The organism is Phyllobacterium myrsinacearum (assembly GCF_014138285.1).
GTDB classification, from domain to species: Bacteria; Pseudomonadota; Alphaproteobacteria; order Rhizobiales; family Rhizobiaceae; genus Phyllobacterium; species Phyllobacterium myrsinacearum_A.
Window position 1 is genome coordinate 183,949 of record NZ_JACGXN010000007.1, and the last position, 22,124, is coordinate 206,072.

Here is a 22,124-nt window from a genome sequence, read left to right on the forward strand (position 1 = left end):
TCCTTTAATACTACCGGAGGTTGAGTGCCATGTCCAATCCGAGCCACATTGCCATCATTATGGATGGAAATGGCCGTTGGGCAAAGGCGCGGGGCCTGCCGCGTGCAGCTGGTCACAAGGCTGGCGTTGAAGCACTGCGTGAAACCATTCGCGCGGCGGGGAAGATGGGCATTCCATTTCTGACCCTGTTTGCGTTCTCATCGGAAAACTGGTCGCGTCCGCGATCCGAAGTATCGGACCTGATGGGGCTGTTGAAACTGTTCATCCGCCGCGATCTGGCTGATCTTCACCGTGAGAATGTGCGGGTGCGCATCATTGGCGAGCGGGAAGGTTTGGCCAAGGATATCCGCGGACTTCTGGCGGAAGCGGAGACCCTGACCGAAAAGAACACGGCGCTCACACTTGTTATTGCCTTCAACTATGGCTCGCGCAATGAAATTACACGGGCTGTTCAGAAGATTGTTTCGGATATCGCGTCTGGTGTGTTGGCTCAGGAAGACGTAACCGCCGAGAGCATTTCAGCGCGGCTGGATACGGCCGATATTCCCGATCCTGACCTGATCATCCGCACAAGCGGCGAGATGCGTCTTTCCAATTTCCTGCTTTGGCAGGCGGCTTATTCGGAATTCATGTTTCTGCCCTGTTACTGGCCGGATTTCCGCGCTGCACATTTGGCAGAAGCGATTGAGACATTTCATATGCGTGAACGGCGCTTCGGCGGGGTAAATCAGCAGGAAATTGCCCTGTGACGGCTTCAGGGCCATCCGCACCGGGTAAAGGCACCGGCCGTTTTTCCAATCTCCACAAGCGCACGCTCAGCGCTGCTGTCCTTATCGCGATCGCTGTGGCGTTGACGTGGGTCGGCGGCCTGCCATTCACTTTGATGGCCTGCGTGATCGGATTGGGCGTCTTTTACGAATGGCAAGACATTACAGGTCCACGCTCCAATGCCCTCACGCGCGGTGTTTCCTGGGCGTGTCTGATCGTTGTGCTTGGCCTTTTGATGCTGTCGCATAATGGTTTGCTGATTATAGCCATATTGTTGGCCGGATCCGTGCTTGTGGCCGTGATTGGCGGCCGGCAGTTCGGCGTTTGGCCGGCGGTTGGCCTTCTCTATGCCGGATTTCCGTCCATAGCACTGACGTTCGTACGCGGTGACACGGGCGATGGATTTGCAGCCATCCTGTTTCTGTTCGCCGTTGTCTGGTCAACCGATATTTTTGCCTACTTCAATGGTCGCGCGCTGGGTGGCCCAAAACTCGCGCCGCGTTTTTCGCCCAACAAGACCTGGGCAGGGGCCATTGGCGGCGCGGCAGCGGGTATCGCTGCCGGCGTGGCCTGCGCGGCATTCATAACGCCGGCCGGCGGTATTCCCATCCCGCTGATCGCTTTCATCCTGTCGGTGACGGCCCAGATCGGCGATCTGGGCGAATCGTGGGTCAAACGCAAGTTTGGCGTGAAGGATTCGGGGCAAATGATTCCTGGTCACGGTGGCGTGATGGACCGGGTGGACGGACTTGTGGCCGCGGCGGCATTGCTGTACCTCATCGGGGCAATTCTGGTGAAACCGGAAACGCCTTACGATATTCTTTTCTAGCAGGCTAAGTTCGGTAACCCCTGATGGGTTTTGGACAGGGCCCGGAGGACATTTTGACGGATACGCTGAGCTATCTTTTCGGCACGCACGGTTTGCTTATCGGTACGATTTTACCCTTTCTGATTGTACTAACGGTTGTCGTCTTCGTTCATGAGATGGGACACTACCTCGTCGGGCGGTGGTGCGGCATTGGCGTTAAAGCCTTTTCGATCGGCTTCGGTCCGGAACTGTTCGGATTCAATGACCGCAGTGGTACGCGCTGGAAGCTATCAGCGATCCCGTTGGGCGGTTATGTCAAATTTGCCGGTGATGAAAGCGTAGCGAGTTCTCCCGTTGCCGCGACAGAAAACATGAGTGCGGAAGAGCGCGCCGTTGCCTTCCATACCCAACCGGTCTGGAAGCGCGCAGCAACCGTCTTTGCCGGTCCGGCGTTCAATATATTGCTGACCGTTGCGATTTTCTCTGTCTTCTTTGCCCTCTACGGCCGGATGGTTGCAGACCCGATGGTCGCCGAGGTTCGTCCCGGCGGACCGGCGGCTGTGGCCGGATTCCAGCCCGGCGACCGTTTTATCAGCGTGGATGGCGACAAGGTAGAAACATTTGCTGACGTACAGCGCCACGTTTCAGCCCGGGCAGGCGATTCTCTGAAATTCGTTGTGGAGCGCAACGGGCAGGAAGTGAACCTGACCGCGACCCCGGAACTTGCCGAACAGAAAGATGCCTTGGGCAACACGGTGAAAATTGCTGTCATCGGTGTCGTGAACAACCAGGAACTCGGCAATTTCCGGCGGATTACCTATAACCCGATCGAATCAGTTGGTCAGGCTGTGCGTGAGAGTGGTTTCATCATTGCCCGGACAGGCCAGTTCTTCAGCCGCTTCTTTGCAGGGCGTGAGGACAAATGTCAGCTTGGCGGACCGGTCAAAATTGCCACAATGGCAGGGCAGGCAGCCAGTCAGGGTGTCGATTGGCTGATTCAACTGACCGCCATGCTGTCCATCGGCATCGGTTTGCTTAATCTTTTCCCTTTACCGCCGCTTGATGGTGGGCATTTGATCTTTTATGCGGTGGAAGCAGTCATCCGCAGACCGGTAAAACCGGCTGTTCAGGAGATTTTCTTCCGCATGGGGTTCCTTTTGGTGCTCGGATTCATGGGATTTGTTGTGTTTAACGATCTTTTCGCCTGTCGGTGATGAAAATTAAACATTAGTGAAAATTATAGGGCTGGGCTGGAAAAGCGTTATGATCTGTTTACTATAAGCCGCGAATGGCGTGGCATGGATGCCACGCTTTGATGTGAAGTAAATAGATTTTAACCGTAAGCCTTGCGTGTATGTAAAAACCGGTTATGACGGTGTGCGAGTAAGTGCTTAGTCCGGGATCTCGCCCGGGGACAACGAGAAACAAAGGTTTAGTAGGCCTATGGCGGCAAGTTCAAAATTCGTTGGTGCAGCGTCGGCGCTCGCCATTTCAGCGGCTCTTGTAAGTTCGGGAGCGATCGTTACGACGGTTGCGGGGATTACAGCAGCTCAGGCAGCAACTGTGAGCCGCATTGAAGTGCGCGGGAATACCCGTGTGGATGCCCAGACGGTTAAGGACAATCTCGGCATCACGCCCGGTAAGCCTTTTTCCAATACTGATATCGACGCAGCCACCAAGCGCCTGTTCGCGACGAACCTGTTCGGTGATGTGCGCATCACCCAGTCCGGCAGTACGCTTGTCGTCACTGTGTCCGAGCACCAGGTGGTCAATCAGGTCATTTTCCAGGGCAACAAGAAGATCAAGGACGCTCAGCTCGCTGATGCCGTGCAGTTGAAGGCGCGTAGCGCGTTCAACCAGCAGACGCTTGATGCTGATACCGAGGCTGTCCGCGCGGCTTACCGCAACGTCGGCCGTAGCGATGCTACGGTAAGTTCGCGCCTGATGGATTTGGGTCAGGGTCGCGTCAATGTTGTCTATGAGATCAATGAAGGCGACCGTACCAAGATCGCCAATATCGTGTTTGTCGGTAACAATGCCTTTGGTGAGCGCCGTCTGCGCGATGTGATTTCGACAAAGAAGTCTAATCCTTTATCCTGGCTGACACGCAATGACGTGTACAGTGAAGACCGCATGCGCGCCGACGAAGAAGCGCTGCGCCGCTTCTACTATAACCGCGGTTACGCCGATTTCCGCGTGATATCGTCGACAGCCAATCTTGATGCTGCGACCAACGAGTACACGATCACCGTCACGGTTGAAGAAGGTGACAAGTACAAGTTCGGCGGCGTCGAGATCCAGAGCTCCGTCGAGGGTGTCGATACATCCAAGCTCGGTGGACTTGTGCAGACCTCGGAAGGCGACACATACAACGCCAAGGAAGTCGAAGATTCGATCATCAAGCTGTCGGAGAAGGTTGCCGGCCAAGGTTATGCCTTTGCCAAGGTTGAGCCGCGTGGCGACCGCAACTTCGAAAACCACACGATTTCGGTTGTCTACAACATCGATCAGGGGCCGCGCGCCTATCTCGAACGCATCGAGATTCGCGGCAACGAGAAGACACGTGATTACGTCATCCGCCGTGAATTCGATGTGAGTGAAGGCGATGCCTTCAATCAGGTGCTGATCCAGCGTGCCAAGAAGCGTCTTGAGAACCTCGAGTTCTTCCAGACTGTCAACATCTCGACCGCTCCCGGCTCGCAGCCGGATCAGGTCGTGCTTGTTGTGGATGTCGTTGAGAAGTCGACCGGTGAGTTTTCCATCGGTGGTGGTTATACGACCGGTGGTGAAAGCCCCGGGCCAACAGTTGAAGGTTCGATCACCGAGCGCAACTTCCTTGGCCGTGGTCAGTATATCCGTATCGGTGCCGGTGGTGGTCTGAACAACAACCGCACCTATTCGCTGTCCTTCACCGAGCCTTATTTCCTCGGTCAGCGTATTTCCGCCGGCTTTGACCTCTTCAAGCGTCAGTCCGGTGTAAACGACAAGTATGAGACCGATTTGACCGGTGGTACGATCCGCTTTGGTCTGCCAATCACCGAAACGCTGACTGCTGGCGTTGCGTACAATCTCACGCAGGAAAAGTATGAGATTGATGACGAGGCCAAGCTGCCGGATGGCACGCCAGATCCAAGCCAGATTTCGCAGGCATTTATCGATGCTGCGGACCGCGGTGCATGGATCAAGTCATCGGTTAGCTGGTCATTGGTCTATGACACTATTGATGATCGCAAGAATCCGCACGATGGTCTCTACGCCAAGTTCAATCAGGAATATGCCGGTATCGGTGGTGATGCCAACTTCCTGAAGACGACATTCAAGGGCAGTTACTACAAGACGCTGTCGCAGGAAATGGATATCGTCGGCCTTGTTGGTGTCGGTGCTGGTCATATCGAAGGATTTGGCGATGATCTGCGCGTCTTCGATCTGTTCAAGAACAATCAGGAGATGATCCGCGGCTTCAAATATGCCGGTATTGGTCCTCGCGACGGTAGTGTTCGGGACAGTGACGGCAGCTTCCTCGGTGGTACGACTTACTTCAATGCCAGTGTGGAAACGCAGTTCCCATTGCCGATTGTTCCTGAGAGCCTGGGTATTCGCGGTGCGCTGTTTGCCGATGCCGCGACACTTTATGGCAACGAACTCAAGGATAGAGACGGTAGGCGGTATGTATCCGACGATGGCATGGAATGGCGTGCGTCTGCTGGTGTAAGTATCATGTGGGCATCGCCGTTCGGTCCGCTGCGCTTCGACTACGCTTTCCCGGTCAAGAAAGTTGAAGGCGATCAGGTGCAGAACTTCAACTTCGGCATGTCGAGCAAATTCTGATAGATTGCTGACCTCCCGGGGGAGCATATTTCCCCGGGGGAGAAAGTTAGTCGATGGCCGATCCGATCTTTTATGAGCCACTGTTGAACGTGACTATTGGTCAGATCGCCGGTCTGACCAATGGCGTTCTCGTGGACAGTTCTCTTGCCAACCGGCCCGTCACACGTCTTGCCTCTCTGGCTGATGCCGGGCCTGATGCACTTGTTTTCATCGATGGCAAGAAGAATGCCCAGAACCTTGAAGGTTTGAAGGCCGCGGGTGTCCTCTGCACGGATGAAGTCAAACCCAGCATTCCCAAAAACGTGGCCATTATTGTCAGCCGTCATCCGCAGCAGGATTTTGCGGCCATTGGCCGTGCACTGTACCCGCGGGCAGTCAATGCGCATCTTTGGAGCGGCGACGAGACCGGTATTTCCCCCCATGCAATTATCGATCCCACGGCCGAGATTGAAGCAGGTGTGACCATCGAACCCGGCGTTATCATCGGCAAGGGTGTTGCCATCGGTGCCGGAACGGTGATTGCCGCCAATGTGGTAATTGGCAATGGCTGCAAGATTGGGCGCGATTGCTATATCGCCCCGAGTTGCTCTGTCCAGTACGCCTTTCTGGGTAATCGTGTGCTGCTTCATCCCGGCGTGCGCATCGGCCAGGACGGGTTTGGCTATGTGCCGGGCAAAGCAGGTCTCGACAAGATGCCCCAACTCGGCCGGGTCATTATTCAGGACAATGTCGAAATCGGTGCCAACACCACGGTTGATCGCGGTGCATTGGCCGATACGATTATCGGTGAAGGTACAAAAATCGATAATCTTGTACAGATTGCCCACAATGTTCGCATCGGGCGCCATTGCGTGATTGCTGCGCAATGTGGCATTTCCGGCAGCGTCGTGCTCGGTGATATGACAATGCTGGGCGGAAGCGTCGGCATCAAGGATCACGTCAACATCGGTTCACGCGTTGAAATCGCTGCCGCAAGTGGTGTTATGAATGATATTCCGGATGGCGAGCGGTGGGCCGGAGCGCCCGCGCAGCCGTTCAAGCAATGGTTCCGGGAAATCGCGAGTGTCCGCGCGATGACCAGAACCAAGAAGGAGAGCAGTTCAGATGAATGAAAATGTGCAGGCGAGCAGTCTCGGTGTCGCGGACATCCAGAAGATTCTGGCAAATCTGCCGCATCGCTATCCCTTTCTGCTGATTGATCGTATCGTTGACATTGACGGCGATGTTTCAGCAACCGGCATCAAGAATGTCAGTATCAATGAGCCGCATTTCGCCGGACATTTCCCTGAATTGCCGATCATGCCTGGTGTTCTGATCATTGAAGCCATGGCCCAGACTGCCGGCGCAATCGTGCTGTTCCACAATGGTGGCGGCAAGCCCGGCAAGGTCTTCTTCATGACCATCGACAATGCGAAGTTCCGCAAGCCTGTCGTTCCCGGCGATCAGCTCAAGTTGCACGTGACCAAGCTCAAGCAGCGCGGCAACATCCACAAGTATAGCTGCATTGCTGAAGTTGACGGTGTGAAGGTCGCCGAGGCAGAAGTCGCGGCCATGGTCAGTTTCCCTGATGAAGACGAGACCGGAGCTTGATGTCCAGTTCCAGCATTCACCCCACGTCCATTATCGAGACGGGCGCCAAAATTGGCGACAGGGTAAGTATCGGTCCATTCTGCCACATCGGTCCTGAAGCTGTCATCGGCAATGACGTCAGTATTCTCAGCCACGTCGTCATTATGGGTGCGACGACCCTTGGCGATGGCTCGAAAGTCTATCCGCACGCCATTCTGGGCGGTGATCCCCAGAACACGAAGCACAAGGGTGGTCACACCACGCTCGTCATCGGCAAGAATTGCACCATTCGCGAGGGCGTCACGATGCATCGCGGCACCGATAGCAGCCGTGGTTTCACCACAGTTGGCGACAACTGCATGTTCCTGGCCTATTCGCATGTGGCGCATGACTGCGACATTGGCGACAACGTTACGTTCTCGAACAATGTCATGATTGGCGGCCATGTAACGATCGGCAACAATGTTATCATCGGTGGCGGTGCAGCGCTGCATCAGTTTGTTCGCGTTGGTCATCATGCCTTTATAGGCGGTCTTGCCGCAGTCGCATTGGATGTGATCCCCTACGGCATGGTAATCGGCAATCATGCTTACCTGGGTGGTCTGAACATTGTCGGTATGAAACGATCCGGCATGGCCCGTCCGGAGATACACAATCTGCGCCGCGCGGTGCGTATGTTGTTTGATCGCAGCAAACCGGTTCGCGCACGGGCTGACGATGTGCGTCTGGCTTTTGCAGACTCTCCGGCTGTTGCCGATCTGATCGATTTCATCACGACGGATACCAAGCGCGCCTACTGCACGCCGCCCCTCGGTTCTGGAATCGAGACCAGCGATAGTGACGACAACAGCTAAGACACAGCCTTTGGCATCTTCTGCGGCCATTACTGGCCGCACTGCGATTGTTGCGGGCAATGGGCTTTTGCCTATTGCGATTGCGGAAAGCCTGCAGAAGCAAGGCGCCGATCCCCTGATCATAGCGATCAAGGGCGAGGCATCGCCTGACATTAACGCGCGCAAACACGCTGAAATCTCGATCGTCGAACTCGGCGGACTGATGAAAATCCTGAAATCAGAAAACATCATCAATGTCGTGCTGGCAGGCGGCATACGCCATAGGCCGGAATTTTCTGCGGCACTGCACCCGGGCAACGGCAATCTCGTTGCGCTGTACCGCTTCATGCGTGCTTTTCGCCTTGGCGATGACGGACTGCTCAAAGCAGTGATTGCGACCATTGAATCCTATGGCTTCCGGGTTGTCGGTGCCCACGAGATTGTTCCCGATATTCTTGCGCCTGAAGTGGGGACCATCACCCGGCGGAAGGCGGACAAGGAAAGCATCGCCAATATGCAGGCCGCCCGGGAGGCGGCGATCATGATCGGTTCCCTCGATATTGGTCAGGCGGCCATTGCCGTGGGCAGGCGCGTTGTGGCGCTTGAGGGCGTGGAGGGCACCGACGCAATGCTGCAGCGGGTGGCGGAACTGCGCGTCGCCAAGCGCATCAACCGCAAGGGCGGTGTTCTGGTGAAATGTGCCAAACCCCAGCAGGAAGTGCGGGCGGATTTGCCTGCCATTGGCGTGAGCACTGTCGAGAATGCGGTGAAAGCCGGTTTAAAGGGCATCGCCATCGAAGCGCGGCGAACGCTGATCCTCGGCTATGCCGAGACGATCGCCGCTGCCAATGAAGCCGGTATCTTCATTGAAACCTTCACGCAGGAGGCCACGTGATGGCCGCAACCAAGCCGCTTCGCCTCGCTATCGTCACCGGCGAAGAGTCCGGCGACCTGCTTGGCGCTGATCTGGTTCAGGCTTTAAGGCGGCAATATCCGGGTGAGGTAACACTGACCGGTGTTGGTGGTGACCATCTCTCAGCCCTTGGTCTCAACTCGTTGTTTGATCAGCATGAAATCGCTCTTGTCGGACTCTCGGCCATCGTCACGAAACTGCCGCAGCTTATCCGTCGCATATCACAGCTCGCCAAAGCCATCATTGCGGCAAAACCCGATTGCCTTGTGATTATCGACAGTCCGGATTTCACCCACCGCGTCGCACGTAAGGTGCGGGCGGCTGATCCCTCAATTCCGATCATCAATTATATCAGTCCATCGGTCTGGGCATGGAGGCCGGAACGCGCCAAGGCCATGCGCAGCTATATCGATCACGTCCTGGCCATTCTGCCATTTGAAGTGCAGGCGCTGAAGGATCTCGACGGCCCGCCTGCCACCTATGTCGGCCATAGGCTTGTGTCATATGCACCACTACTGGCGGCTGCAGAACAGAATCGCGCGCGCGAAAACAGTCTCGGCGACCGAACTGAACACAATATTGTCGTGCTTCCCGGTTCGCGCAGAGCTGAAATTACTAGTCTTTCCAAACCCTTCGGCGAAGCTATTGAACTGTTGTCGAGTCGCGGAAACCGCTTCAGGCTGACGTTGCCGACGCTTCCCAAAGTCGAATCCCTGGTGCGGCAGCTCACGGCTGACTGGAAAGTTCAGCCAAACATCGTGGTGGGGGAATCGGAACGTCTGAAAGCCTTTGCGGAAGCCGATGCCGCATTGGCCGCTTCAGGGACGGTATCGCTTGAACTCGCGCTGGCACGGATTCCAACGGTTCTGTCGTACCGGCCTGACTGGCTGGCGCGGATTTTCATCGCGCCTCGCATCAAGGTCTGGAGCGCAGCCTTGCCCAATATCATCGCCGACAAGCGGGTTGTGCAGGAGTATTTCAACCAGTTCGTTCGTCCCGGTCCGCTGGCGCGAGAAATCGAACAACTGCTGAAACCCGGTTATACCAGATCTCTGCAGCTTGAAGGTTTTGATGAGATAGCAGCGTTGATGCAGACGGAGCGGCCATCCGGCGAAATTGCTGCCGAAAAAGTCCTCGAATACGTGCGTGACAAGGCCTGAGGAACTGGCTTTTCGAAACTGCTGCATATGCAGACATGAAAAAGGCGCCGAAAGGCGCCTTTTCTATGCAGGATGATCTTATTTGCGATTGCCGACAGGCACGTAGTCGCGCTGTGCCGCACCGGTGTAAAGCTGGCGCGGACGGCCAATCTTCTGGTGCGGATCTTCGATCATTTCCTTCCACTGGGCGATCCAGCCAACCGTGCGTGCAACGGCAAACAGAACCGTGAACATGGTGGTGGGGAAGCCGAGTGCCTTCAAGGTGATGCCGGAATAGAAATCGACATTCGGATAAAGCTTCTTCTCGATGAAATATTCATCGGTCAGGGCAATGCGCTCCAGTTCCATTGCAACGTCAAGCAGCGGATCGTCCTTGATGCCGAGTTCGGCGAGAACTTCCTTGGTGGTCTGCTGCATGATCTTGGCGCGTGGATCGTAGTTCTTGTAGACGCGGTGACCAAAGCCCATCAGGCGGAACGGATCGTTCTTGTCCTTGGCGCGGTTGATGAATTCAGGAATGCGGTCAACCGTACCGATTTCGCCGAGCATGTTGAGCGCAGCTTCGTTGGCGCCGCCGTGGGCAGGGCCCCAGAGGCAGGCAATACCAGCAGCGATACAGGCGAACGGATTGGCACCGGACGAACCGGCAAGACGCACCGTTGATGTCGATGCATTCTGCTCGTGATCAGCGTGCAAAATGAAAATCCGGTCCATTGCGCGGGCAAGAACCGGATTTGGAACGTAATCTTCGCATGGCACGGCAAAGCACATGTGCAGGAAGTTGGTTGCGAAATCGAGATTGTTCTTCGGATAAACGAACGGCTGACCAATGTGGTACTTGTAAGCCATCGCAGCCAGGGTCGGGATCTTCGCGATCATGCGGATCGACGCAACCATGCGCTGATGCGGATCAGAAATATCTGTTGAGTCGTGATAGAAGGCCGACAGGGCACCCACGCAGCCGACCATGACAGCCATGGGATGGGCGTCACGGCGGAAGCCGCTGAAGAAGCGCGACATCTGTTCATGCACCATGGTGTGGTGCGTTACGCGATAATCAAAATCATGCTTCTGGCTCTTTGTCGGCAGTTCGCCGTAAAGCAGGAGATAGCAGGTTTCGAGAAAATCGCCTTTTTCAGCGAGTTGTTCGATCGGGTAGCCGCGATGCAGCAGAATGCCTTCGTCACCGTCGATATAGGTGATCTGCGACTCGCAGGAGGCTGTGGATGTAAAACCCGGATCGTAGGTGAATGCACCCGTATTCTTGTAGAGTGTTCCAATGTCCACGACATCAGGTCCGATGGTGCCTTTTTTAATCGGTAACGCAAACTCGTGACCATTCAGATCGATGTTGACGCTATTCTCAGACATTGCCGTTCCTTTCTTGCTTCAGCTCCCGCTGACATCCCGTGTACCGTTCCGAAGTTCGCTGCTTGAGCAGTAGACTCTCGTCGAACTTCGGAAGTGAAAGCACACGAGTTACTTCATATTCCAGTATGCCTTTGAAACAGGATTGTTCCGTCCAGGCAGGTAAAATTCTGACCTTTGCGTTCAGCACACTGGCCCAAAGCCTTGACCTCTTTACAAGGTCTTTATCCTGATTTTCTCAGGCACGACACCGTAGCCGAACGGCACAATGTTGCAATGCAAAAAATGCACCGGCGAGGCTACGGATTAACCTTTTATCTGGTCTTCAATACGGCCCAATGACTCCTCGCGGCCCAGGACCGCCAGAACGTCGAAAACACCCGGAGATGTTGCTCTTCCCGTCAATGCAGCACGCAAGGGCTGAGCGATTTTGCCGAGTTTCAGACCAGTGCTTTCCGCGTGAACCCGCACTGCGGCATCAAGTGCCTCGGCAGTCCAGTCATTGACACCCGAAAGCGCCGGCAGAACGCCGGAAAGCACGGCCAAACCCTCTTCGTTCAGCAGGCTTGCAGCTTTTTCGTCGAGCGCAAGCGGGCGCTGTGCAAACAGGTATTTCGCGCTGTCCGCCAGTTCCACCAGTGTCTTGGCACGTTCCTTCAGGCCAGGCATTGCTGCCAGCAGTTGCTGCCGGTTCCGGTCATTCAAGCGCGACAGAATGTCCGCACCGCCTTCGATCTCCGGCAGGATATCGATCATGGCCTTGACCAGATCAGCATCGGCGGAGAAGCGCATGTAATGGCCGTTGATCGCTTCAAGCTTCTGAAAGTCGAAACGCGACGCGCCGCGATTGATATCGGAAATTTCGAACCACTCGATCATCTGCGCATCGGACATGATCTCGTCATCACCGTGGCTCCAGCCGAGGCGTACGAGATAGTTGCGCAAAGCGGCGGGCAGATAGCCCATGGCGCGATAGGCCTCGACGCCGAGTGCGCCGTGACGCTTGGACAGCTTTGCACCGTCCGCACCGTGGATCAGCGGAATATGGCCCATGACTGGGATATCCCAGCCCATGGCATCATAGATGACTGCCTGTCGTGCCGCGTTGGTCAAATGATCGTCGCCACGGATGATGTGAGTGACGCCCATATCATGATCATCGACCACGACGGCATGCATATAGGTCGGATTGCCGTCGGAACGCAGGATGATGAAGTCATCGAGATCCTTGTTGGGAAAGCGTACATCGCCCTGCACGAGGTCGCGCACCAGCGTTTCGCCGTCCTGCGGTGCCTTGATGCGGATAACCGGTTTGACGCCCTCAGGGGCTTCCTTCGGGTCGCGATCGCGCCAGCGGCCGTCATAACGGGGTGGACGGCCCTCGGCACGGGCCTTTTCCCGCATTTCCTCAAGCTCTGCCGGTGACGCATAGCAATAATAGGCTTTGCCCCTGGTCACGAGCTCTTCGGCGACTTCCCGGTGACGGGGCGCCCGCTCATACTGCGACACGGCATCGCCATCCCAATCGAGACCCAGCCACTTCAAACCATCACGAATGGCTGTGACGGCCGCCTCAGACGAGCGTTCGCGGTCGGTGTCTTCGATGCGCAGCAGCATCTTGCCGCCCGTATGCTTGGCATAGAGCCAGTTGAACAGGGCCGTCCGGGCACCGCCAATATGGAGGTATCCGGTCGGGGAGGGTGCAAAGCGCGTAACAACAGGTGACGACATAAGTACTCCAACAGACGTCTCGGCCATTAGCCTAACATCCAATCGATTTGATCTGGCGTTGATGTAGCATAGGAGCGCTGTCGTGCAAGGGCATTGGCAGAATTGGAGGCAAATGCAGGGGTCAGTCACCGGTACACAAACGAGTGAACGGCATTTTTTTGATCGTCTGCCGGACGATGAGCCGGATATTGTGACTCAAATACCTCCGGGTGCTGCTGTCTTTCGGCAAAGCGTGAGTCTTTCCGCAAAGCTGCGTCGGACAATAGGTCAGGGGCACAATCCGGTGCGCTTGCTCTTTGTGGCGATCTCTATGGCATTCAGCCGGGAATATGATCGCGGCAACTTTTTCCTCTTCACACCCGTCTTTGCCGGAAGCGGTGCCGTCCTCTATTTCAGCCTGCCGTCGGAACCGAGGCTAAGTGCCATACTTTTCGGATTGACCGCACTTGCGGGGTTCAAACTTCGGGCGCGGGAGCGATACTTGACCGGTGTTTGGCTTTCCATGGCCCTGTTGATTGTCATAGGCATGGTATGCGCCAAGCTGGAAACACTGCGTCTGGATACGCCCATGCTTGGCTCCGGCGTCACCACCCGCCTGACCGGACGCATTGTCGCGATCAATCGTGCCGAGCGCGGTGGCTGGCGTGTGACGATGGATGTTGTGGCCACGGAACGGCCGCAACTGCGTTATGCACCCGCGCGGCTCGTTGTTTCAGTCCGCGCCTTACCATTGGATGCTGATATCGGCTCCGGGTTGAGCGGTCTGGTACATCTGCGCCCGCAGTCTGGCCCGGTACGACCCGGCAATTACGACTTTGCCTTCCACAACTACTATCGCGGTATCGGCGGGAGTGGTTTCTTTCTCGGCAAACCTGAAGCGGTTCACCTCGCGGAACCGCCAGATGCGGCAACCAGAATGCTGTTCATGATCGCCGGCATGCGTCAGGCACTGACCGATCGTATCCTTGGTCATATCCCGGGAGAAACGGGAGCGATCGCTGCCTCACTCATCACCGGACAGCGCGATGGCATCAGCGAAGCCACGAACAACGCCATGCGATTGAGCGGCCTGTCGCACATCCTGTCCATTTCAGGGTTTCACATGGCGCTCGTGGCAGGGATAGTTATCGGCTCCTTGCGTGCTTGCATGGCGTTCTTCCCGGAGTTTGCAGCGCGATATCCCATCAAGAAGTTTTCGGCGTGCGCGGCACTTTCAGCGTCGGCATTCTATCTCTTGCTCTCGGGTATCGACGTGGCTGCCCAGCGGAGTTTTATCATGCTTGGCGTCATGCTCATCGCCATGACTGCAGACCGCGCGGCATTGTCACTGCGTAACGTGGCATTGGCGGCCTTGGTGACGATCGGCGTCGCGCCGCACGAACTCATGGGACCAAGTTTCCAGATGTCCTACTCGGCGACTGCTGCGTTGATTGCGTTTTACGGCTGGTGGTCACCGCGTAAGGCCGGCAGGAACGGCAAGCGTCCACGCGGCAACCACATGCTGCTGCAACTGCCGGGCAGGATTGGCGATCATATCAGCAATGCTGCTCTGACCTCTCTGGTCGCGGGCTCCGCCAGCGCTATCTTTGCCGCCTACCACTTCAACAACACAGCACCACTCGGATTGATCGGCAATGCCTTTGCATTGCCGGTGGTCTCTGTTCTTGTCATGCCCTTTGCTGTTCTGGCACTCCTGCTCATGCCTTTCGATCTGGATTTTCTGCCATTCGCTATCATGCAGCGTGGCATCGAGCTTGTGGTTTTCATCGCCAGCCATGTTGCCGCACTCTCGCCCTCAGGCAATCTCGGCCCCATGCCGCAGCTCAGCCTGATCCTCATGAGCGGAGCGCTTGTAATCCTGCTGCTTCTATCGTCGTGGTTGCGTCTTTGCGCCCTGCCACTCGTTGTTGCCGCAGTATTGATGATGGCGCGGACAGTCCCGCCGGATATCGTCCTGTCCGAGGATGGCAGGCTGGTCGGTGTGCGCAATGGAGCTGTGCTGATGATCAATCGCGCACAGGGCGGTACCTTCTCCTTGAACAACTGGCTGCAGGGCTATGGGCTTGAACAGATCGTCAAGCCCATGGATGGAGGCAAAAAACCGGTAGAGGGGGCTTTTGAATGCGCCAACAAGCTCTGCATCGCCCGCGAACCGGGCGGCCTTATCATCGCCTATACGGATGACCCTACGCAAAAGCATGCTGCCTGCAGCGAGGCTCATATTGTTGTCCTGGGGTTTGCCGATGCGCAGAGCGATTGCGAGGCACCCGGTGCAATGGTGATTTCGCGGCGGGATTTGGCTCTGCACGGCGCCGCCGAGATCAGGTTCGGCTCCATCAAACAAGGGCAGGACGATCTGTCCGATACCGCAAAAGTGGAGGAAATCGTGAATCAAAGACTGCTGTCAGCTGATTTGACCTATGCAATAGGGCCACCCGAGCGGCCATGGAACACGTATCGCATTCATTCGAATGCGGCACGCAACCTGCCGGAACGCAACCGCAATTCTCAACCTGCCAAGGACATCCCGACCAATTCCGGACGGGATGCTGAAGCGGATCAGTAGCGTCGGATCAGTCCGACAAGCTTGCCCTGTACCCGCACGCGATCCGGTCCGAAAATGCGTGTTTCATAGGCAGGATTGGCTGCTTCCAGTGCAATCGAGGCGCCCTTGCGGCGAAAACGCTTCAGCGTCGCTTCTTCGTCATCGACAAGTGCCACGATGATTTCACCGGGACTTGCGGTGTCACCACGCTTGATGACCACGGTATCGCCGTCAAAAATACCGGCCTCGATCATCGAGTCGCCCTTGACCTCAAGCGCGTAATGTTCGCCGCTACCGATCATATCAGGCGGAAGGCTCAGCATGTGGGTCTGATTCTGGATGGCGGAGATCGGCACACCGGCGGCGATCCGGCCCATGACGGGAATGCTTACATTGGCAGGCATATCCATATCATTGGAGGCGCGCGGCTGCTGCTTTGGCGGGGCAACGTTGCGCCCGAGACTGCCTTCGATCACGCTTGGTTCAAATTTTCTCTGAGCGTTAAGCCCTGGAGCTATGGAGTCCGGCAGCCGCAGGACTTCCAGCGCGCGTGCCCTATTGGCAAGCCGGCGAATGAAGCCGCGCTCTTCCAGCGCAGTGATCAGCCGGTGAATGCCGGATTTGGAGGCCAGATCCAGCGCATCCTTCATTTCGTCGAAGGATGGCGGAATGCCTGTCTCCTTCAGACGCTCGTGAATGAAGAGAAGAAGTTCATGTTGTTTACGCGTGAGCATCGGCGATCCTTTAGCAGGGAATCGGAAAAACAAACCCAGAACAAACACTATCTGTTCCAGCATTGTTCTACAAGTGCTTAATATTCCGTTGCATCCTATGAAGAAGACCGATTGTGTTCCTCACCGCGGAAAGGCGCGTCGGTAGCGTTGTACGCGGAAATGGCGCCTGAAACGGCAAAGAATGCGAGGAGAGATGCAAAGGGCGAGGGCACTTCCCGAGCCGAGCGGCTCCATTTACCCGGCTACTTCGTTGCAAAGGCCCGAGAATGAACCACATTGCCATCGCCTTTGCTCCTTGTATCCGAGCAAATGGCCTCATACCATTTCGGCCACATTACTGAGTCCCGATCCCAGGTCATGCAGGATGACATCCATCACAAGAATCGCCGGTCGCCCGGATATTGCCACCATCATCGACTGGGCGGCGGCCGAGGGCTGGAATCCCGGCTTGGATGATGCGGGCGTATTCTGGGCCAGCGACCCTGACGGCTATCATGTACTGGAGATCAACGGTGAACTGGCGGCGGCGATCTCACTGGTGCGTTATGGGCGCAATTACGCTTTCCTCGGTTTCTATATGGTTCACCCGCAATGGCGCGGCCAGGGTTTGGGGTGGACACTCTGGCAGAGTGTACTGAACGGATTTGCGGGGCAGACCATCGGTCTCGACGGTGTCATTGCCCAGCAGGAGAATTACCGCAAATCCGGGTTCGCCTATGCCCACGCGAATTACCGTTTTGGGGGTGTTCCAAACTGTGCGGCGCCCAAAAACAAAGAGATAGTTGCCATTGATGGGGGGCTGACCGATGCCGTGTCAGCCTACGACAGCGGATTTAATCCTGAGCCCCGCAGTTCTTTCATTCGTGCGTGGCTGGGGTTGTGTGCGTCGAGGCAGGGAATGGCCTGGATTGTGGATGGCAGGATTGCGGGATACGGCGTCGTGCGTGAATGCCGGCAGGGCTACAAGATTGGTCCGTTGTTCGCCGAAACAGCAGAGATTGCTGACGGGCTTTTTCAATCGCTGGCCGCAGAGGCCGGAGATAAGCCGGTCTTTCTGGATATTCCCGGACCCAATGCGACCGCCCGGGGTCTTTGCGAACGCTATGGTCTGACACCGGTTTTCGAAACCGCGCGGATGTATCGCGGGCCGGCGCCTGAACTGCCGCTCGACAGGATTTTTGGTATTACAACATTCGAACTCGGGTAGGCCGTCTCAACGGCGCGGGGCGACTGGCGGTCCGCTCGATTGGCGCAGGATAAGCTCGACCGGCCATATCTCATGAATGCTCTCGACCGGCTCGCCATCGAGCACGCGCACCAGCAGTTCGGCAATGCGCGAACCAGCGGAGCGGATTGACGACCGCGTTGTGGTCATGGCCGGGACCATGTTGCTGGCGTTGAGATAGGGGAACACGTCGTCATGGGCAACGACGGACACTTCCTTGCCCAGTTCATAGCCCTTTGAGCGGATCGCGCGAAAAACGCCCAGCGCCGTCATCATCGAACCGGCAAGGATGGCTGTCGGGTGCGGCGTATAGGACAAAAGGCGCTGCGCCTCGTGAAAACCTGTCTCGTCGGAAAACCGCTCATGCACGATAAAACGCGGATCAACGGGAATACCGCGCTCCAGCAATGCTTCACGATAACCCGTCTCCCGGTGCTCGGAGAACGTATGCCCCTTCAGTCCGTCGATCATCGCGATATGCCGGTGGCCGATATCGATCAGATGGGTTGCCGCCTGCCGGAACGCACCGGCATTGTCGATGTCAAGCCAGGCGTGCGGTGCCGCAATGTTGGTTCGCCCGTGCAGCACAAAAGGAAATTTTGCTTCCGTGAGCATGGCGACACGCTCATCCATCAGGGTAGGGCCGGTCACGATAATACCGTCCACGCGCTTGCTGGAAATCAGCCGCTTGTAAGCCGCAAGCTCATCATTGTTGATACTCGGGCTCATCAGCAGATCCATCTCATCGCGCGAAAGCTGCTCGGCCAGACCGGAAAAAAACTCGCTCGTGTGGGGACCGAAACGTTCGCTGCGGTCGCGCGGCATGAGAATGCCGATCGCACCGATGCGGCCGATGGCAAGACGGCGGGCATTGGCATTGGCACTATACCCGAACTTGAGGGCAGCCTCGCTGACACGTTCGCGTGTCGCCTTGTTGACTTCGGGATAGCCGTTCAGGGCGCGACTGACAGTCGTTTGCGAGAGTCCCAGTTCTTCGGCCAGTTCCTTGAGTTTCATGGCAAGCAATCCAGTACATAATCCAAATCAGGCAGGCGGGGGAAACGTTCCGGTTACCGGAATGACCCGTCCGCAGCGCAGATATGACTCCAAACAGTAAACATCACCAGAGCATAAATTCAAAGCGCTTTGGAGAAATCCTCTCAATATTGTGATCTTTGGTTATCAGGACCTTGTTTCAACAGGGTGGCGTGCGGGTTTTACGCGATTGGAAAATCGCACTAGTATATTGTTATTCAATAATAATACTGCGAATTATCAGGATTTTTGATGGCGAAGATACAGGCTGCCACCAATTTGCGGCTTGACAGTTGAAAAGGCCTTTGTCATTTTTCGCTCAAAGCGCTTTGAATATCTATTTTTCAAGAAATTTCCAAAGCGCTTCAGGAGGAATTTTGAGAGGGGATCTGGCATTATTGCGATGCGCCGGGGCCCGATTCCATTTCGGTTTTTGGGAGGAAATCATGAAAGCCAAGTCATTTATTGCGACCCTTTTGACCACGACATTGCTGGCATCGGGGGCTTTTGCCGCCAATCTTGCGATTGTATCCGGTGATACCGGCAATGGACGCGAGTTCCTGCGCAAGCAGCTCGATCAGTTCGAGAAAGAAACCGGAAACAAGGTTTCGATTGTGGCCATGCCGGCCAACAGTTCCGACAATTTCGGCCAGTATCGCCTTTGGCTAGCGGCAGGAAACTCCGATATCGACGTATATCGCACCGACGTGATCTGGGCGCCGCAGCTGGCCGACCAGTTTCTCGATCTGAAGGCAGCCGCCAAAGACGTCATCGACCAGCATATTCCCTCGATCATCGAAAGCCAGACCGTGGATGGCAAACTGGTCGCGCTGCCCATGTTCACGGATGCACCGGCGCTTTATTACCGCAAGGACCTGCTTGAGAAGTACAAGAAGCCGGTACCAAAGACCTGGGACGAGATGGCGGCAACCGCCAAGGAAATTCAGGATGGCGAGCGTACGGCAGGCAACAAGGGCATCTATGGCTTTGTCTTTCAGGCCAATGCCTATGAGGGGCTGACCTGCAACGCGCTTGAATGGATAAAGTCCTCGGGCGGTGGCCAGGTCGTTGAGGCTGACGGCACGATTTCGATCAACAACCCCGATGCTGCTGCCGCCATTGATCGCGCCAAGGGCTGGGTCGATACGATCTCGCCGAAGGGGGTACTTGCCTATACGGAAGAAGAGGCACGCGGCGTCTGGCAGACCGGCAATTCTGTTTTCATGCGCAACTGGCCCTATGCTTATGCGTTGGCCGGTGCCGACGGCAGTGCCATCAAGGGCAAATTTGACGTGGCGCCTTTGCCAAGCGGCAAGGAAGGGCAAAACTCGGCAGCAACGCTCGGCGGCTGGAATCTCGCGGTTTCGAAGTATTCGAAGGCGCCCGAAGAGGCGATCAAACTTGCCATGTTCCTTGGCTCGCCGGAACAGCAGAAAGCACGGGCGATTTCGCAGGCCAGCATGCCGACCATCAAGTCGCTGTACGACGACAAGGATATCGCCGCGGCACAGCCGCTCATTCCGAACTGGAAAGCGGTATTTGAAAATGCCGTTCCGCGCCCGTCGGCGCCGACAAAGGTGAAATACAACGAAGTGTCCAACATGTTCTGGAGTGCCGTGCACGATACATTGTCGGGCAATGGCACCGCTGCCGAAAATCTCGAGCTTCTGGAAGCCAAGCTCACCGAACTCAAGGGAGACAGCTGGTAGTCCTCTGCCAGCAGAAGGGCACGGTGCGGATGGCGTTCATTACCTCCCGAACCCCGTTCGCACCGTTTGCCTGACGCTTTCGCTTCACCCAGAACCATACGGGCAGGAAAACGAATATGACGCCTTCCACCGCACGTTCAGAGCTTATGCGCCAGCGCGCCCGCTCGGCGCAGCTGTTTCTCATTCCGATGATTGTTGCCCTGGCCATCGTTGCCGGCTGGCCATTGCTTCGGACAATCTACTTCTCCTTCACCGATGCCTCGCTGACCAATATGAGCGCGGCAAAATGGGTGGGATTCAAGAACTATTTCTCGTGGATCCAGTTGAAAAGCGGCCGGACGATCTATTCAGGCCTCCTGGTCGATCCAACATGGTGGAACGCCGTTTGGAATACGGTGCGGTTCAGCATCATCTCCGTCGCGCTTGAAGCCTTCTTCGGCATGATCGTCGCGCTCGTTCTCAATGCCGAGTTCAAGGGCAGGGGCATTGTCCGCGCTGCCATTCTCATTCCATGGGCGATCCCGACCATCGTGTCCGCCCGTCTCTGGGGCTGGATGCTGAACGACCAGTTTGGTATTCTCAACGATCTTTTCATGCGTCTTGGTTTTATCAGCCAGCCGATTGCGTGGACCGCAAGCGCCGATACCGCGATGACTGCGGTATTGATCGTCGATGTCTGGAAAACCACGCCTTTCATGGCACTGCTCATTCTGGCGGGCCTGCAGATGGTACCCAAAGACATATATGAAGCGGCGCATATCGATGGCGTGCATCCGATCCGCCAGTTCTTTCGCATTACCTTGCCGCTCATCAAACCGGCATTGATGGTCGCCATCATTTTCCGCCTGCTCGATGCCATGCGCATTTTCGACCTGATCTATGTTTTGACACCCAACAGTTCCCAGACAAAGACCATGTCCGTATTGGCGCGTGAAAATCTCATCGAGTTCGACAAGTTTGCCTATGGCTCGGCACAATCGACGCTGCTTTTCCTGGTGATTGCCCTGATGACTGTGCTGGCGATCTGGCTAGGCCGCGTGCGCCTCGATGGAGGAGACCGCTGATGATCTGGAATCTCACCAAGAATACGGCGTTTTATGCGCTTGTGACCCTGATTGTCGTGCTGGCGGTCTTTCCATTCTACTACGCGATCATCACCAGTTTCAAAACCGGCAGCAACCTGTTCACCGTCGAGTATTTTCCATCCACGTTCTCTCTGGAAAACTACGTATCGGTCATCAACGCCGGCAGTTTCACCCGCAACCTGCTCAATTCGCTCATTGTGTCGACACTGGTGGTTCTGCTGGCACTGCTGATAGCAGTCACGGCATCCTTTGCGCTGGCCCGTGTGCGGTTTCGCGGCCGTTCGCTCCTGCTGCTGACCATCCTGTCGGTGTCGATGTTCCCGCAGATCGCCGTCTTGGCGGGGCTGTTTGAAGTCGTGCGCTTTCTCGGCCTCTACAACACGCTGTGGAGCCTCGTTTTCTCCTATACGATTTTCACATTGCCATTCACAGTCTGGGTGCTGACAACATTCATGCGTGATCTGCCTATCGAAATAGAGGAAGCGGCGATTGTCGACGGCGCAACACCCTGGGTCATCATAACAAAGGTTTTCCTGCCTTTGATGTGGCCGGCGATGGTGACGACTGGATTGCTCGCCTTCATTGCGGCATGGAACGAGTTCCTCTTCGCACTCACGTTCACCTCTTCGACGGAGGTACGCACGGTGCCGGTCACCATCGCACTTCTGTCGGGAGCCAGCGCACATGAAATCCCGTGGGGCACGATCATGGCCGCATCCGTCATTGTGACGGTGCCGCTCGTTGTTCTCGTCCTGATTTTCCAACGCAAGATCATTTCCGGTCTAACCGCCGGCGGCGTCAAGGGGTAACTTA

Annotated in this window: 18 protein-coding genes; 14 read left to right on the forward strand and 4 right to left on the reverse strand. The window is 56.1% G+C overall.

All coding sequences use genetic code 11. The features are described from left to right. Positions 1-29 precede the first annotated feature (29 nt). The 9 genes from FHW16_RS19850 (at position 30) to lpxB (ending at position 9,879) form a co-directional block, all read left to right on the forward strand. The gene (locus tag FHW16_RS19850; protein WP_182551015.1) at positions 30-749 is read left to right on the forward strand and encodes an isoprenyl transferase; all 720 of its coding nucleotides are present in this window, start codon (positions 30-32) and stop codon (positions 747-749) included. After that, entirely contained in the window at positions 746-1,597 is an 852-nt protein-coding gene (locus FHW16_RS19855) for a phosphatidate cytidylyltransferase (protein ID WP_182551016.1), read from the forward strand. The genes FHW16_RS19850 and FHW16_RS19855 overlap by 4 nt, the downstream gene beginning before the upstream one ends. 23 nt (positions 1,598-1,620) lie before the next feature. Next, positions 1,621-2,790 carry an RIP metalloprotease RseP gene (gene rseP / locus FHW16_RS19860; RefSeq protein ID WP_432652057.1) on the forward strand — a complete coding sequence of 390 codons (1,170 nt, stop codon included), beginning with the start codon at positions 1,621-1,623 and terminating at the stop codon, positions 2,788-2,790. Positions 2,791-3,019: 229 nt separating this feature from the next. Then, entirely contained in the window at positions 3,020-5,404 is a 2,385-nt protein-coding gene (gene bamA, locus FHW16_RS19865; RefSeq protein ID WP_182551017.1) for an outer membrane protein assembly factor BamA, read from the forward strand. A 53-nt stretch (positions 5,405-5,457) separates the two neighbouring features. Then, on the forward strand, positions 5,458-6,516 hold the full coding sequence (gene lpxD / locus FHW16_RS19870) for a UDP-3-O-(3-hydroxymyristoyl)glucosamine N-acyltransferase (protein WP_182551018.1): 1,059 nt from the start codon (positions 5,458-5,460) through the stop codon (positions 6,514-6,516). After that, entirely contained in the window at positions 6,509-6,994 is a 486-nt protein-coding gene (gene fabZ, locus FHW16_RS19875) for a 3-hydroxyacyl-ACP dehydratase FabZ (protein ID WP_182551019.1), read from the forward strand. Before lpxD ends, fabZ begins: the two co-directional genes overlap by 8 nt. After that, a complete protein-coding gene (lpxA, locus tag FHW16_RS19880; RefSeq protein WP_182551020.1) occupies positions 6,994-7,827 on the forward strand; it encodes an acyl-ACP--UDP-N-acetylglucosamine O-acyltransferase in 834 nt (277 codons plus the stop codon). Before fabZ ends, lpxA begins: the two co-directional genes overlap by 1 nt. Beyond that, positions 7,811-8,701, forward strand: coding sequence for a UDP-2,3-diacylglucosamine diphosphatase LpxI domain-containing protein (locus tag FHW16_RS19885; RefSeq protein ID WP_182551021.1), 891 nt, complete (start codon positions 7,811-7,813; stop codon positions 8,699-8,701). Before lpxA ends, FHW16_RS19885 begins: the two co-directional genes overlap by 17 nt. Continuing rightward, complete coding sequence (gene lpxB, locus FHW16_RS19890; RefSeq protein WP_182551022.1) at positions 8,698-9,879, forward strand: lipid-A-disaccharide synthase; 1,182 nt, start codon at positions 8,698-8,700, stop codon at positions 9,877-9,879. The genes FHW16_RS19885 and lpxB overlap by 4 nt, the downstream gene beginning before the upstream one ends. Positions 9,880-9,957: 78 nt before the next feature. On the opposite strand, the gene gltA is transcribed toward lpxB, so the two are convergent. Then, a complete protein-coding gene (gene gltA, locus FHW16_RS19895) occupies positions 9,958-11,250 on the reverse strand; it encodes a citrate synthase (RefSeq protein WP_182551023.1) in 1,293 nt (430 codons plus the stop codon). Between the two features lie 303 nt (positions 11,251-11,553). After that, entirely contained in the window at positions 11,554-12,978 is a 1,425-nt protein-coding gene (gene gltX / locus FHW16_RS19900) for a glutamate--tRNA ligase (RefSeq protein WP_182551024.1), read from the reverse strand. A gap of 112 nt (positions 12,979-13,090) precedes the next feature. On the opposite strand from gltX, the gene FHW16_RS19905 reads away from it, so the two are divergent. After that, complete coding sequence (locus FHW16_RS19905) at positions 13,091-15,544, forward strand: ComEC/Rec2 family competence protein (RefSeq protein WP_210278206.1); 2,454 nt, start codon at positions 13,091-13,093, stop codon at positions 15,542-15,544. Here FHW16_RS19905 and lexA read toward each other — a convergent pair. Continuing rightward, entirely contained in the window at positions 15,538-16,257 is a 720-nt protein-coding gene (gene lexA / locus FHW16_RS19910; RefSeq protein WP_182551026.1) for a transcriptional repressor LexA, read from the reverse strand. The two genes, FHW16_RS19905 and lexA, sit on opposite strands and share 7 nt — an antisense overlap. A 364-nt stretch (positions 16,258-16,621) precedes the next feature. Between lexA and FHW16_RS19915 the strand changes: the two genes are divergently transcribed. Next, positions 16,622-17,464 (forward strand): GNAT family N-acetyltransferase, encoded by an 843-nt coding sequence (locus FHW16_RS19915; protein WP_182551027.1) that lies wholly within the window; start codon positions 16,622-16,624, stop codon positions 17,462-17,464. A 6-nt stretch (positions 17,465-17,470) separates the two neighbouring features. Here the strand turns inward: FHW16_RS19915 and FHW16_RS19920 are convergent, their stop codons facing one another. After that, positions 17,471-18,499 carry a substrate-binding domain-containing protein gene (locus FHW16_RS19920; RefSeq protein ID WP_182551028.1) on the reverse strand — a complete coding sequence of 343 codons (1,029 nt, stop codon included), beginning with the start codon at positions 18,497-18,499 and terminating at the stop codon, positions 17,471-17,473. Positions 18,500-18,963: 464 nt separating this feature from the next. On the opposite strand from FHW16_RS19920, the gene FHW16_RS19925 reads away from it, so the two are divergent. The 3 genes from FHW16_RS19925 (at position 18,964) to FHW16_RS19935 (ending at position 22,120) form a co-directional block, all read left to right on the forward strand. After that, positions 18,964-20,226 carry an ABC transporter substrate-binding protein gene (locus FHW16_RS19925; protein ID WP_182551029.1) on the forward strand — a complete coding sequence of 421 codons (1,263 nt, stop codon included), beginning with the start codon at positions 18,964-18,966 and terminating at the stop codon, positions 20,224-20,226. 116 nt (positions 20,227-20,342) lie between these two features. After that, positions 20,343-21,290: a carbohydrate ABC transporter permease gene (locus FHW16_RS19930; RefSeq protein WP_182551030.1), complete on the forward strand. Its 948-nt coding sequence runs from the start codon at positions 20,343-20,345 to the stop codon at positions 21,288-21,290. Continuing rightward, entirely contained in the window at positions 21,290-22,120 is an 831-nt protein-coding gene (locus FHW16_RS19935; RefSeq protein WP_182551031.1) for a carbohydrate ABC transporter permease, read from the forward strand. Before FHW16_RS19930 ends, FHW16_RS19935 begins: the two co-directional genes overlap by 1 nt. Positions 22,121-22,124: the final 4 nt, after the last annotated feature.

Coding starts and splice junctions, on each gene's coding strand:
- FHW16_RS19850 (WP_182551015.1), top strand. CDS start 30: ATGTCCAATCCGAGCCACATTGCCATCATTATGGATGGAAATGGCCGT.
- rseP (WP_432652057.1), top strand. CDS start 1,621: ATGGGTTTTGGACAGGGCCCGGAGGACATTTTGACGGATACGCTGAGC.
- bamA (WP_182551017.1), top strand. CDS start 3,020: ATGGCGGCAAGTTCAAAATTCGTTGGTGCAGCGTCGGCGCTCGCCATT.
- lpxD (WP_182551018.1), top strand. CDS start 5,458: ATGGCCGATCCGATCTTTTATGAGCCACTGTTGAACGTGACTATTGGT.
- fabZ (WP_182551019.1), top strand. CDS start 6,509: ATGAATGAAAATGTGCAGGCGAGCAGTCTCGGTGTCGCGGACATCCAG.
- lpxA (WP_182551020.1), top strand. CDS start 6,994: ATGTCCAGTTCCAGCATTCACCCCACGTCCATTATCGAGACGGGCGCC.
- gltA (WP_182551023.1), bottom strand. CDS start 11,250: ATGTCTGAGAATAGCGTCAACATCGATCTGAATGGTCACGAGTTTGCG.
- gltX (WP_182551024.1), bottom strand. CDS start 12,978: ATGTCGTCACCTGTTGTTACGCGCTTTGCACCCTCCCCGACCGGATAC.
- FHW16_RS19905 (WP_210278206.1), top strand. CDS start 13,091: ATGCAGGGGTCAGTCACCGGTACACAAACGAGTGAACGGCATTTTTTT.
- lexA (WP_182551026.1), bottom strand. CDS start 16,257: ATGCTCACGCGTAAACAACATGAACTTCTTCTCTTCATTCACGAGCGT.
- FHW16_RS19915 (WP_182551027.1), top strand. CDS start 16,622: ATGACATCCATCACAAGAATCGCCGGTCGCCCGGATATTGCCACCATC.
- FHW16_RS19920 (WP_182551028.1), bottom strand. CDS start 18,499: ATGAAACTCAAGGAACTGGCCGAAGAACTGGGACTCTCGCAAACGACT.
- FHW16_RS19925 (WP_182551029.1), top strand. CDS start 18,964: ATGAAAGCCAAGTCATTTATTGCGACCCTTTTGACCACGACATTGCTG.
- FHW16_RS19930 (WP_182551030.1), top strand. CDS start 20,343: ATGACGCCTTCCACCGCACGTTCAGAGCTTATGCGCCAGCGCGCCCGC.
- FHW16_RS19935 (WP_182551031.1), top strand. CDS start 21,290: ATGATCTGGAATCTCACCAAGAATACGGCGTTTTATGCGCTTGTGACC.